Origin of the sequence: Pseudomonas caspiana (assembly GCF_002158995.1) — a bacterium.
In the GTDB taxonomy this organism is placed as follows: Bacteria; Pseudomonadota; Gammaproteobacteria; order Pseudomonadales; family Pseudomonadaceae; genus Aquipseudomonas; species Aquipseudomonas caspiana.
The window spans coordinates 22793-36436 of the sequence record NZ_LOHF01000040.1 but is presented as its reverse complement, the minus strand read 5'-3'; the positions used below and the strand labels follow the sequence as shown (position 1 = coordinate 36436).

The following is a 13644-nucleotide window of genomic DNA, read 5'->3' as shown; positions in this document are numbered from 1 at the left end:
TATGCCGAGCGACAGCGAGGGACCCAGTGGTGGGGTAAGAGCGTTTTGCTTACTTTTGCGCTCTATCAAAAGTGAGGCGCTGTAAAAGCGCAACCATTAGCAGAAATGACCGAGAAAATGGATATGTGCGCATGAATCAGTCAATAGAAGAGGCATGAATATCGAATTCTCAATCAACGCCAATCAAGCACCCGCCAGCTCACTCACATAAACCCCAACACCCTCAAGAATAATCACCAGCGTCTCTTCAACCTCCCTCAGCTCATCCGCCGCCATGCCATGGCTGATTTCATACAGGTGATGTCCATCAAGCGCCTTGCCATCTGCAGGATCAAGCTCAACCACCAGACGCTCGGCACTCAACGTCACCTTGAGCTGCGAAACCGTCTGCACCTTGTCATCGCGCACGGTGATCTCGATCTCTTGCTCATCCGGGAAACGCGTCAGCGAGAACAGCTCGCCGGTTTCACCGTGGCAGCAGAGCAGCGCCATGTCGTCGTACTCGTCATCGCATGGGTTAACGATGAAACTGGCAGTCTTGATTTGCATGAGCGTTCCTGGCTGAAAAAGCGGGCGGAAAGTAATTTTGCCAGCGATTGGCAAGCAATGCCCAACAGTTTCCTGCAACCAGATGACCGAATATGTCGCAGCACGACAAGTAACCACCGGCTGGCAGTCGTTAAGCTGGGCAGCAGATGAACGGTAGTGGGAGAAGTCCTACCCTGCGTGTTGTTTTTTCCGGCACCGGTTGCAGAAAGCAAATGTGACGAGTCGTTCGCGGCAAGCGTTAGTTCTTTGGCTTATGCTGTGCCTCTGCCGTTTCATCCAGGCACAGCATGTGCAGGCAACACTTCCTTCAAGCTTCCTTCTAAAAAAGCACAAGCGGAGTACCTCAGATGGCGTTCTTCACCGCAGCCAGCAAGTCTGACTTCCAGCATCAACTGCAAGCAGCACTGGCGCAGCACATCAGTGAACAGGCACTGCCACAAGTGGCGCTGTTCGCTGAGCAATTCTTCGGCATCATTTCCCTCGATGAACTCACCCAGCGTCGGTTGTCCGACCTGGCGGGCTGCACCTTGTCAGCCTGGCGTCTGCTTGAACGTTTTGAACATGCCACCCCGCAGGTCCGCGTCTACAACCCCGATTACGAACGCCACGGCTGGCAATCCACGCACACCGCCGTTGAAGTGCTGCACCACGATCTACCGTTTCTGGTGGACTCGGTGCGCACCGAGCTGAACCGTCGCGGTTACAGCATTCATACGCTGCAAACCACCGTGCTGAGCGTGCGTCGCGACAGCAAGGGCGAACTGCTGGAGTTGCTGCCTAAAGGCACCAGCGGCGAAGACGTACTGCAAGAATCCCTGATGTATCTGGAAATCGACCGTTGCGCCAACGCCAGCGAGTTGAACGTGCTGGCCCGTGAGCTGGAGCAAGTGCTCGGCGAAGTACGGGTGGCCGTAGAAGATTTCGAACCGATGAAGGCCAAGCTGAATGAGCTGCTGGCGGGTATCGATTCTGTGCAGTACGCCGTCGACGAGGGCGAGAAGTCCGAGGTCAAGGCGTTCCTGCACTGGCTGGTGGATAACCATTTCACCTTCCTGGGTTACGAAGAGTTTCAAGTCAGCAACGAAGCCGAGGGCGGCCAGTTGGTGTACGACGAATCGTCTTTCCTCGGCCTGACCAAGCGTCTGCGTGCTGGCCTGAGTCACGAAGACCTGCACATTGAAGACTATGCCGTGAGCTACCTGCACGAGCCGATGCTGCTGTCGTTCGCCAAGGCTGCGCACCCGAGCCGTGTACACCGTCCGGCGTACCCGGATTACGTGTCGATCCGCCAGATTGATGCATCGGGCAAGGTCATCAAGGAATGCCGTTTCATGGGCCTCTACACCTCCTCGGTGTATGGCGAAAGCGTTCGCGAGATTCCGTACATCCGCCGCAAGGTGGCTGAAATCGAGCACCGTTCCGGTTTCCATCCCAAGGCTCACCTGGGTAAAGAGCTGGCGCAAGTCGTCGAAGTTCTGCCTCGTGACGACCTGTTCCAGACCCCGGTGGACGAGCTGTTCAACACCGTGATGTCCATCGTGCAGATTCAGGAGCGCAACAAGATTCGCGTGTTCCTGCGCAAAGACCCTTACGGTCGCTTCTGCTATTGCCTGGCCTACGTGCCGCGTGACATCTATTCCACGGAAGTACGCCAGAAGATCCAGCAAGTCCTGATGGAACGCCTCAAGGCCAGCGACTGCGAGTTCTGGACCTTCTTCTCTGAATCGGTTCTGGCGCGCGTGCAGTTGATTCTGCGGGTGGACCCGAAGGTCAATCTGAACATTGACCCGGTTCAGCTTGAGAACGAAGTGATTCAGGCTTGCCGTTCGTGGAAAGACGATTACGCCAGTCTGGTGGTGGAAAGCTTCGGCGAAGCCCACGGCACCAATGTGCTGGCGGATTTCCCGAAAGGCTTCCCGGCGGGTTATCGCGAGCGTTTTGCAGCGCATTCGGCTGTGGTCGACATGCAGCACCTGCTGAACCTGAGCGAAGCCAAGCCACTGGTGATGAGCTTCTATCAGCCGTTGTCCGGCGACAAGGCTCAGCTGCATTGCAAGCTGTACCACGCCGATACGCCGCTGGCCCTGTCCGACGTACTGCCGATTCTGGAAAACCTTGGCCTGCGTGTACTGGGTGAATTCCCGTATCGCCTGCGCCACACCAACGGCCGTGAGTTCTGGATTCATGACTTCGCGTTCACCGCGGCTGAAGGCCTGGAAATCGACATCCAGCAACTCAACGACACACTGCAGGACGCCTTCGTCCACATCGTGCGTGGCGATGCCGAGAACGACGCGTTCAACCGTCTTGTTCTGACTGCCGGTCTGCCGTGGCGCGACGTAGCGCTGCTGCGTGCCTACGCCCGTTACCTGAAACAGATTCGCCTGGGCTTCGACCTTGGCTACATCGCCAGCACGCTGAACAACCACACGGACATTGCCCGTGAGCTGACCCGGTTGTTCAAAACCCGCTTCTATCTGGCGCGCAAACTGACCACTGAAGATCTGGACGACAAGCAATTGCGTCTGGAACAGGCGATCCTGTCGGCACTGGACGACGTTCAGGTGCTCAACGAAGACCGCATCCTGCGTCGTTATCTGGACCTGATCAAAGCCACCCAACGCACCAACTTCTATCAGCCGGACGCCAACGGTCAGAACAAGAGCTACTTCAGCTTCAAGTTCAACCCGCGTCTGATTCCCGAGCTGCCAAAGCCGGTGCCCAAGTTTGAAATCTTCGTCTACTCGCCGCGTGTCGAAGGCGTGCATCTGCGCTTCGGTAACGTGGCCCGTGGCGGGCTGCGCTGGTCGGATCGTGAAGAAGACTTCCGCACTGAAGTCCTGGGTTTGGTGAAAGCCCAGCACGTGAAGAACTCGGTGATCGTGCCAGTGGGTGCCAAAGGCGGATTCCTGCCGCGTCGCCTGCCACTGGGCGGCAGCCGCGATGATATTCAGGCTGAAGGTATCGCCTGCTATCGCATCTTCATCTCCGGCTTGCTGGACATTACCGACAACCTGAAAGAAGGCGGTCTGGTTCCGCCTGCCAACGTCGTGCGTCATGACGACGATGACCCGTACCTGGTGGTAGCGGCGGACAAAGGCACTGCAACCTTCTCCGACATCGCCAACGGCATCGCCATCGATTACGGCTTCTGGCTGGGTGATGCGTTTGCATCCGGTGGTTCGGCCGGTTATGACCACAAGAAAATGGGCATTACCGCCAAGGGCGCGTGGGTCGGTGTCCAGCGTCACTTCCGTGAGCGCAACATCAACGTTCAGCAAGACAGCATCAGCGTCATCGGCATCGGTGACATGGCAGGCGACGTGTTCGGCAACGGCTTGCTGATGTCCGACAAGTTGCAACTGGTGGCGGCGTTCAATCACCTGCATATATTCATCGATCCGAATCCGGACCCGGCCAGCAGCTTCATCGAGCGCAAGCGTCTGTATGACCTGCCGCGTTCGGCCTGGACCGATTACGACACCAGCATCATGTCGGCAGGCGGCGGGATCTTCCCGCGCAGTGCGAAAAGCATCGCCATCACGCCGCAAATGAAAGAACGCTTCGACATCAAGGCTGACAAGCTCACTCCGACCGAACTGCTCAACGCGTTGCTCAAGGCGCCGGTTGATCTGTTGTGGAACGGCGGCATCGGTACTTACGTCAAGTCCAGCGAAGAAAGCCACGCCGATGTGGGCGACAAGGCCAACGACGCGCATCGGGTCAACGGTGACGAGTTGCGCTGCAAGGTGGTGGGCGAGGGCGGTAACCTGGGCATGACCCAACTGGGCCGTGTCGAGTTCGCGCTCAATGGTGGCAGCTCCAACACGGACTTCATCGACAACGCGGCTGGTGTTGACTGCTCCGACCACGAAGTGAACATCAAGATCCTGCTCAACGAAGTCGTGCAGGCCGGTGACATGACCGAAAAGCAGCGTAACCAGCTGCTGGAAAGCATGACCGACGAAGTCGGCAATCTGGTGTTGGGCAACAACTACAAGCAAACCCAGGCCCTGTCCCTGGCAACGCGTCGCGCTTACGAGCGGATTGCCGAGTACAAGCGCCTGATGGCGGATCTGGAAGCCCGTGGCAAGCTGGACCGCGCCATCGAGTTCCTGCCTGCTGAAGAGCAGATCAGCGAGCGCGTAGCGGCCGGTCATGGCCTGACGCGTCCGGAGCTGTCGGTATTGATCTCCTACAGCAAAATCGACCTGAACGAAGCGTTGCTGGAATCCCGCGTACCGGATGATGACTATCTGGCTCGCGACATGGAAACCGCGTTCCCGCCATCGCTGGGTGCCAAGTACTCCGGCGCCATGCGTCAGCATCGTCTCAAGCGCGAAATCGTCAGCACCCAGATTGCCAACGATCTGGTCAACCACATGGGCATCACCTTCGTGCAGCGGCTCAAAGAGTCCACTGGCATGAGTGCGGCCAACGTGGCGGGCGCTTACGTGATCGTGCGTGACATCTTCCACCTGCCGCACTGGTTCCGTCAGATCGAGGCGCTGGACTACAAGGTGCCTGCCGAGATTCAGCTGGCATTGATGGACGAGTTGATGCGTCTGGGCCGCCGCGCGACGCGCTGGTTCCTGCGTAGCCGTCGCAACGAGCTGGACGCGGCGCGTGATGTTGCGCACTTCGGTCCGCACCTCGCTGCGCTGGGTCTTAAACTCGATGAACTGCTGGAAGGCCCGACTCGTGAAGTCTGGCAGACCCGCTATCAGGCCTATGTCGAAGCTGGCGTGCCGGAGCTATTGGCGCGCATGGTCGCAGGCACTAGCCACCTGTACACGCTGTTGCCGATCATCGAAGCGTCTGACGTCACCGGGCAGAATGCTGCCGATGTGGCCAAGGCTTACTTCGCCGTGGGTAGCGCGCTGGACGTGACCTGGTACTTGCAACAGATCAGCAGCCTGCCGGTGGAGAACAACTGGCAAGCCCTGGCTCGCGAAGCGTTCCGTGATGACATCGACTGGCAGCAACGGGCGATCACCATCTCGGTTCTGCAAATGGCCGATGGCCCTGCGGATATCGAGGAGCGCCTGAACCTGTGGCTTGAACAGCACAGCGCCATGGTCGACCGCTGGCGCGCCATGCTGGTGGACATCCGCGCAGCAAGCGGCACGGACTACGCGATGTATGCCGTAGCCAACCGCGAACTGCTGGACCTGGCCATGAGTGGACAGACCCTCGCGGTTTGATGGTTTAGTTCGGTTGTAACGAGAAGCCCTGCATCGTGAGATGTGGGGTTTTTTATGGGCGCTGTGCCACAGGAGAAACGCGATCGCACATATTGGCGCGATGTCGTGGGACCGGCTTTAGCCGGGAAGAGGTCGGTACAGTCACTGAAAATTGGACGTCAGAAACATCGCTTTCCCGGCTAAAGCCGGTCCCACGTCAGGATGGTTTGAAGCCAATAAAAAACCCCGTCACATGGACGGGGTTCTTTTAACGCGATGTTGCGCTTTTACGCTTGAACAACCGGGATCTTGGCGTTCGCTGCGACTTCACGGAACTCGGCGATCTGGTCGAAGCTCAGGTAGCGGTATACGTCCGCTGCCATGGTATCGATCTGTTTCGCGTATTCCATGTACTCCTCTACGGTCGGCAGGCGACCCAGGATCGAAGCAACGGAAGCCAGCTCGGCCGAGGCCAGGTAGACGTTCGCGCCGTCACCCAGACGGTTCGGGAAGTTACGGGTCGAAGTCGACACAACCGTCGAGTTCGGCTCTACTCGTGCCTGGTTACCCATGCACAGCGAGCAGCCCGGCATTTCCATGCGCGCGCCAGCCTTGCCGTAGATGCCGTAGTAGCCTTCTTCCGTCAGCTGATGAGCATCCATTTTGGTCGGCGGCGACAGCCACAGGCGCGTTGGCAGTTGGCCTTTGACCTTATCCAGCAACTTGCCCGCAGCGCGGAAGTGGCCGATGTTGGTCATGCACGAACCGATGAACACTTCGTCGATCTTCTCGCCAGCAACGCTGGACAGCAGACGGGCGTCGTCCGGATCGTTCGGTGCGCACAGCACTGGCTCGTTGATGTCGTTCAGGTCGATTTCGATGATTTCAGCGTATTCCGCGTCAGCGTCGGCAACCATCAGCTCAGGGTTGGCAACCCAGGCTTCCATCGCTTGAGCACGACGTTCCAGCGTACGAACATCGCCGTAACCTTCGCCGATCATCCAGCGCAGCAGGGTGATGTTGGAGTTCAGGTACTCGGTGATCGACTCTTTCGACAGCTTGATGGTGCAACCGGCAGCAGAGCGTTCGGCCGAGGCGTCGGACAGTTCGAAAGCCTGTTCGATGCTCAGGTCATCAAGGCCTTCGATCTCCAGAATACGACCGGAGAAGGCGTTCTTCTTGCCTTTCTTCTCAACAGTCAGCAAGCCCGACTGAATGGCGAAGTAAGGAATCGCGTGAACCAGGTCACGCAGGGTGATGCCAGGCTTCATCTTGCCTTTGAAGCGCACCAGAATCGATTCCGGCATGTCCAGCGGCATTACGCCGGTGGCCGCAGCAAACGCAACCAGACCGGAACCGGCCGGGAACGAGATGCCCATCGGGAAACGGGTGTGGGAGTCACCACCGGTACCGACGGTATCCGGCAGCAGCATACGGTTCAGCCAGCTGTGGATGATGCCGTCGCCCGGACGCAGGGAAACGCCGCCACGGGTCATGATGAAGTCAGGCAGCGTGTGGTGCGTGGTGACGTCGATCGGCTTCGGATAAGCAGCGGTGTGGCAGAAGGACTGCATGACCAGATCAGCGGAGAAGCCCAGGCACGCCAGGTCTTTCAGCTCGTCGCGAGTCATCGGGCCGGTGGTGTCTTGCGAGCCCACGGTAGTCATCTTCGGCTCGCAATACGTGCCTGGACGAACGCCTTTGCCTTCCGGCAGGCCGCATGCCTTGCCGACCATCTTCTGCGCCAGGGTGTAGCCCTTGCCAGTGTCGACTGGTGCTTCCGGCAGTTTGAACAGGTCGGTAGGACCCAGACCCAGCTCGGCACGAGCCTTGTCAGTCAGGCCACGGCCGATGATCAGCGGGATACGACCGCCAGCACGGACTTCGTCCAACAGAACCGGTGTCTTCATTTCGAAGGTGGTCAGGACTTCGTCAGTACCGTGTTTGCAGACTTTGCCAGCATGCGGATACAGGTCGATCACGTCGCCCATGTTCATGTTGCTGACGTCGAATTCGATTGGCAGGGCGCCGGCATCTTCCATGGTGTTGTAGAAGATCGGAGCGATTTTGCTGCCGAAGCAGAAACCGCCAGCGCGCTTGTTCGGCACGTAAGGAACGTCGTCACCGAAGAACCACAGAACCGAGTTGGTCGCGGATTTACGCGAGGAACCGGTACCGACCACGTCGCCAACATAGGCAATCGGGAAACCCTGACCGCGCATTTCTTCGATCTGCTTCATCGGACCGATGGAGCCTTGTACGTCCGGCACGATGCCTTCACGGGCCATTTTCAGCATGGCCAGGGCGTGCAGCGGGATATCAGGACGCGACCAGGCGTCAGGTGCAGGGGAGAGGTCGTCGGTGTTGGTTTCGCCAGTCACCTTGAAGACGCGCAGGCTGATCTTGTCGGCCAGTACAGGGCGCTTCTTGAACCACTCGCCGTCAGCCCAGGACTGAATCACAGCCTTGGCGTGAGGGTTACCGTTCTTGGCTTTTTCAGCCACGTCGTGGAAGGCATCGAACATCAGCAGCGTGTGCTTGAGTTCCTGAGCGGCCACCGGGGCCAGCTCTGCGTCATCCAGCAGGTCAACCAGCGTGACGATGTTGTAGCCGCCCTGCATGGTGCCGAGCAGTTCAACGGCGCGCTTTTTGTCGATCAGGGGAGAAGTGGCTTCGCCCTTGGCCAGGGCAGACAGGAAACCGGCTTTGACGTAGGCAGCTTCGTCAACGCCAGGTGGAATGCGATTGGTGATCAGGTCGACAAGGAAAGTTTCTTCACCAGCCGGGGGATTCTTCAGCAGCTCGATCAAGCCAGCAGTTTGTTCGGCGTTAAGCGGCTGGGGCACGATACCCTGGGCGGCACGCTCTTCGATGTGTTTACGGTAGGCTTCAAGCACAGTATTACCCTCATCAGTGGTCCCAAATGGGTGTCCGGGACGCTCATCCAGGAATTGCCCGAAAAACCTGCGCGACGAAACTTTTTGAGTTCCTTGGCCAGGGTTTTCGGCAATTCCTTACAGAAGCTGTTTTCAAAGTTTTACGCCTGCAGGACGGCTGATGAGTGTTGACGAGGGCTTGAATCCTGCGTCAACACCGGACTGCTGGGTTACTTTGACTGTGCTCGTGACGCTTTGAAAACAGCTTCCAACGGACATTGGCGCCTTAAAAGGCTCGCTGATTCTACGGCAAATCTTCCGTAAAGGTAAGTTAGCCCTACACGTTCGGGGGTGAAGCTCGTTAGACAAAGGGCTAATATGCGCGCTTGTTCTTGCCTGTCGTTGCCCTGTCCGCCATGCCCAATCAAATCATCAAAACGCCCTGCGTCGGCCTTTGTTCCACTGTTTACGGGGACCTGGTGTGCCGTGGCTGCAAGCGTTTCCACCATGAAGTGATCCACTGGAACGGTTATGACGAAGACCAGAAGCGGGCAGTGTGGCTAAGGCTCGAACAACTGCTGGTTCAGGTGATGACCGCCAAGCTGGAAGTATTTGATGCGGGCAAGCTGCGTGCGCAACTGGAACAGCGCAAAATCCGCTTCGTGCCTGCCCAGTCAGAGTATTGCTGGGCTTATCAACTGATTGCGCGGGGCGCGCGGGTGATCACCAATATCGAAGCCTACGGTATGGCGCTGATGCCGGAGTTCCGCGACTGGGCCTTGCCTGACTTGCGCGATGCCATTGATCGGGAATTTTTCCTGCTGTCCGAAGCACACTACGAACGCTATATCGCACCGGGCTTTCTCAAGGATGCGTTTGGCAGCTAGCGACCTGCCCGCATACGCGGGATAATGCCCGCCTGTTTCTGGAGTGCTTATGTCTGAACCCATCCAAAGTCAGCCCGTGGACGCCATTCTCGATGCCACCGGTCTCAATTGCCCTGAGCCGGTGATGATGCTGCATCAGAAAGTCCGCGACCTGCCTGCTGGCGGCCTGCTCAAGGTCATCGCCACCGACCCTTCCACACGCCGCGACATTCCCAAGTTCTGTGTATTCCTGGGCCATGATCTGGTTGACCAAGAGGCTGCAGACGGAACGTTCCTGTACTGGATTCGCAAGAAGCTGGATTGATCGGTACGGAGTATTTCTGACGTGGGACCGGCTTTAGCCGGGAAGGGGCCAGTACAGCCGACATATTTTTGCTGTCAGATATGCCGCCTTCCCGGCTAAAGCCGGTCCCACGACAAATGAAGCGCTGCTGAAAAGGCTGCAGGCAGAGGGTCTCCTGCTTGAGAGTCAGCCAGCTCGAACACACCTTCCTATCCGCAACGATCAATGCCTAAACTGCCGCCGACCTCTGGGAGTACACCATGCGAATTGTTGCTGACGAAAATATTCCGTTGCTCGACGCGTTCTTTGCCGCTTTTGGCGAGATCCGGCGTTTGCCCGGCCGTTCCATTGATCGCGCCGCCGTGGCCGATGCCGACATTCTGTTGGTGCGCTCGGTGACGCCGGTGACCCGCGAACTGCTCGAAGGCAGCCCGGTACGTTTTGTCGGCACCTGCACCATCGGCACAGACCATCTGGATCTGGAGCACTTCCAGCAAGCAGGCATTCAGTGGTCCAGCGCGCCGGGCTGTAATGCCCGTGGTGTGGTGGATTACGTGCTCGGCAGTTTGCTGACCCTGGCGGAAATCGAAGGCGTAGACCTGGCGCAGCGCACCTATGGCGTGGTCGGCGCGGGTCAGGTCGGCGGGCGGTTAATCAAGGTGCTGAAGGCGCTGGGTTGGAATGTGCTGGTCTGCGATCCTCCCCGGCAAGCGGTCGAGGGCGGTGACTTCGTCAGCCTGGAAGAAATCCTCCAGCGCTGTGACGTGATCAGCCTGCACACCCCGCTGGACAAGAGTGGTGAACATCCGACCTGGCATCTGCTCGATCAGACACGCTTGCAGCAGCTCAAACACGGCAGTTGGTTGATCAACGCCAGTCGTGGCCCCGTCGTCGACAATGCCGCCCTGCACGACACACTGCTGGATCGTGAAGACCTGCAAGCCGTGCTGGACGTCTGGGAAGGCGAGCCTAGGGTGAATACCGAACTGGCTGACCTGTGCGTGATCGGCACGCCGCATATCGCGGGCTACAGCCTCGATGGACGGCAGCGGGGCACTGCGCAGATTTATCAGGCTTTGTGTGCATTTCTGGGTCAGGAAGCTCGCATCAGCCTTGTCGATCTGTTGCCCAAACCGTGGCTGGCTGAAGTCACCCTGGATGAGCGCACCGATCCGGTCTGGGCGTTGAACACGCTGTGTCGTGGCGTCTATGACCCACGCCGTGATGATGCCGACTTCCGGCGTAGTCTTGTCGGCTCGATCAGCCAGCCAGTAGCGTTCGACCTGCTGCGCAAAAATTATCCGCCGCGTCGCGAGATCGAGGGCTTGAAGGTGCGAATCAATGGCCAATCGGCTGCGTTGCAGCAGTTGGTGGTGGCGCTGGGTGCGGTAGTCGTTCCGGCTGTCTGATTTCGATGAGTTAAATTTCAGGCAGAAAAAACCCGACGTTGACGTCGGGTTCTAAATTTGGGGCGTTGCTCAATCTTGTTTTTCAGGTGTAACCCAGTTTTTGTCGCATTCCTGACAAGCAGCCTGAACCATCTCTTCAGTAATCACGACTTCGCGCCCGTCCTTGTCCAGGATTGCGCCGCCTACAGGCAGCTGCGGGTTGGCTCGTACGACTGGCACTTCATTGCTGTTTGCTTGCAAGCTCATGGCCTGTCTCCTTCATCAGGTGTTGTGCTTAGACTAACCGCGTTCAATGACTCTGCCGTGACATCCTTCGGCAACATCGAACACGGGTTAAGTCCACCAGAAACCGTACATAACCGCCAGCGTTCGCTTAGATCAATCCTCTCTAGGGGACTGTATCAGCGGTCATAACTATCCAGACTAAGGCTTATCGCGAGAGTTCATCAGCACCTGCCCGGTGGTAAAAGCAGAGAAAAGCCTTCTGCACCGGTGTAGGCTCTGGCTTCAGCCTTTCATGCGGGTTCAGTTTTCATGGCTTCATTGCTTTCAAGCCGTCAGCGCCAGGCCATTCGTCTGGCGGCGCAGTTCATGGCTCCTTATCGCTGGCAAACGGTTGGCGCGCTGATCGCGCTCATCGTCACGGCCGGGATTACGCTGTCGATCGGGCAGGGGATCAAAATGCTCGTGGACCAGGGTTTCGTCACGCGCTCACCGCACCTGCTCAATCAATCCATCGGTGTGTTTATGCTGCTGGTCATGGGCCTGGCGGCTGGCACCTTTGTGCGTTTCTATCTGGTTTCCTGGATTGGCGAACGAGTCGTGGCGGACTTGCGCAAGAAGGTCTTCGATCACCTGATCAATCTGCATCCGGGCTTCTATGAAAATAATCGCAGTTCGGAAATCCAGTCACGCCTGACCGCCGATACAACCTTGCTGCAATCGGTCATTGGTTCGTCATTGTCGATGTTCCTGCGCAACGCTTTGATGGTGATAGGCGGGATCGTCCTGCTGTTCATCACCAATCCCAAACTCACCAGCATTGTCGTCGTGGCGCTGCCACTGGTGGTCGCGCCGATCCTGATCTTTGGCCGTCGGGTGCGCAGCCTGTCCCGGGAAAGCCAGGACCGTGTTGCTGATGTCGGCAGCTACGTGTCCGAAGCGCTAGGGCAGATCAAGACGGTTCAGGCCTACAACCATCAGCAGCAAGACAAGGCGCGGTTTGCCAAAACTGCCGAAGACGCGTTTCAGACCGCTCGCAAGCGCATCCTGCAGCGCTCATGGCTCATCACGCTGGTAATCGTGCTGGTGCTGGGTGCGGTGGCCGTGATGTTGTGGGTCGGCGGCATGGATGTCATCGAAGGCACCATTTCCAGCGGTGAACTGGCGGCGTTCGTGTTTTATGCGCTGATCGTGGGCAGTGCTTTCGGCACCCTGAGCGAAGTTATCGGCGAGCTGCAGCGGGCGGCGGGTGCTGCCGAGCGAATCTCCGAACTGCTGCGGGCGAAAAGCGAGATTACGCCCCCGACCAGCGATCTTCTGCAATTGCCAGAGCGGATCAGTGGTCGTCTGGCGTTGGAGGCAGTTAGCTTCAGCTACCCGTCACGCCCGGAACACAAGGCCGTGGACAACCTGACCCTGACCATCGAACCGGGGGAAACCCTGGCGCTGGTCGGTCCTTCAGGTGCGGGTAAATCGACATTGTTTGATTTGCTGCTGCGTTTCTATGATCCACAGCACGGGCAAATCCTTGTCGAAGGCATACCGATCACGCGACTGGATCCGCTGGACTTGCGTCGCAACTTTGCACTGGTTTCGCAAACGCCAGCGCTGTTTTTCGGCAGTGTCGAAGAGAACATTCGCTACGGCAATGCCAGCGCTACGACCGAACAGGTCGAGGCCGCAGCGCGTATTGCCCACGCTCACGAATTCATCCTGCAAATGGCCAACGGATATCAAACCCACCTGGGAGACGGCGGGCTCGGCTTGTCTGGCGGTCAGCGTCAACGTCTTGCCATCGCTCGGGCTTTGCTGGTGGATGCGCCGATTCTGCTGCTGGACGAAGCGACCAGCGCACTGGATGCCCAGAGTGAGCATCTGATTCAGGAGGCATTGCCGGGCTTGATGAAAGGCCGCACCACACTGGTGATCGCCCATCGACTGGCTACGGTGCAGAACGCGGACCGGATTGCGGTTATTGATCAAGGAAAACTGGTAGCCGTAGGCACGCATCAGCAATTGATCGTCAGCAACCCGCTGTATGCCAGGCTGGCGGCGTTGCAGTTCAATGCGCGAGGGGAGGAGGTGGTTTGATTGTGTAGTTGCCTGATCTAGAGGAACCGCCCTGATCTAGAGGAGCCACGGTTACGTAGGCGCTGCCGAAGGCTGCGATGGCGGTGTGTCATGAGGCCTGACGCCGCCCACAAAAAAGCCCGCAACTCTCACGAGCTGCGGGCT

General features: G+C 58.1%; 8 protein-coding genes. 5 read left to right on the top strand and 3 right to left on the bottom strand.

Annotated elements, in window-relative coordinates; translation table 11 throughout:
* Positions 1-183: 183 nt before the first annotated feature.
* Complete coding sequence (locus AUC60_RS26710; protein ID WP_087274492.1) at positions 184-549, bottom strand: hypothetical protein; 366 nt, start codon at positions 547-549, stop codon at positions 184-186.
* A 347-nt stretch (positions 550-896) separates the two neighbouring features.
* Between AUC60_RS26710 and AUC60_RS26705 the strand changes: the two genes are divergently transcribed.
* Positions 897-5753, top strand: coding sequence for an NAD-glutamate dehydrogenase (locus tag AUC60_RS26705; protein ID WP_087274490.1), 4857 nt, complete (start codon positions 897-899; stop codon positions 5751-5753).
* 266 nt (positions 5754-6019) lie between these two features.
* Here AUC60_RS26705 and acnB read toward each other — a convergent pair whose 3' ends face one another.
* Positions 6020-8629, bottom strand: a complete 2610-nt coding sequence (gene acnB, locus AUC60_RS26700; protein ID WP_087274489.1) for a bifunctional aconitate hydratase 2/2-methylisocitrate dehydratase — start codon at positions 8627-8629, stop codon at positions 6020-6022.
* Positions 8630-9024: 395 nt separating this feature from the next.
* On the opposite strand from acnB, the gene AUC60_RS26695 reads away from it, so the two are divergent.
* The 3 genes from AUC60_RS26695 to pdxB all read left to right on the top strand — a co-directional run bounded on the left by AUC60_RS26695 (position 9025) and on the right by pdxB (position 11187).
* Positions 9025-9495, top strand: a complete 471-nt coding sequence (locus AUC60_RS26695; protein WP_087274496.1) for a DUF1289 domain-containing protein — start codon at positions 9025-9027, stop codon at positions 9493-9495.
* Between the two features lie 49 nt (positions 9496-9544).
* Positions 9545-9799 (top strand): sulfurtransferase TusA, encoded by a 255-nt coding sequence (gene tusA / locus AUC60_RS26690; RefSeq protein WP_027898617.1) that lies wholly within the window; start codon positions 9545-9547, stop codon positions 9797-9799.
* A 239-nt stretch (positions 9800-10038) separates the two neighbouring features.
* On the top strand, positions 10039-11187 hold the full coding sequence (gene pdxB, locus AUC60_RS26685; RefSeq protein WP_087274487.1) for a 4-phosphoerythronate dehydrogenase PdxB: 1149 nt from the start codon (positions 10039-10041) through the stop codon (positions 11185-11187).
* 69 nt (positions 11188-11256) lie between these two features.
* Here pdxB and AUC60_RS27995 read toward each other — a convergent pair whose 3' ends face one another.
* Positions 11257-11433 carry a PA1571 family protein gene (locus tag AUC60_RS27995; RefSeq protein ID WP_164581703.1) on the bottom strand — a complete coding sequence of 59 codons (177 nt, stop codon included), beginning with the start codon at positions 11431-11433 and terminating at the stop codon, positions 11257-11259.
* Between the two features lie 288 nt (positions 11434-11721).
* On the opposite strand from AUC60_RS27995, the gene AUC60_RS26680 reads away from it, so the two are divergent.
* Positions 11722-13500 (top strand): ABC transporter transmembrane domain-containing protein, encoded by a 1779-nt coding sequence (locus tag AUC60_RS26680; protein WP_087274485.1) that lies wholly within the window; start codon positions 11722-11724, stop codon positions 13498-13500.
* The last annotated feature ends 144 nt before the right edge of the window (positions 13501-13644 follow it).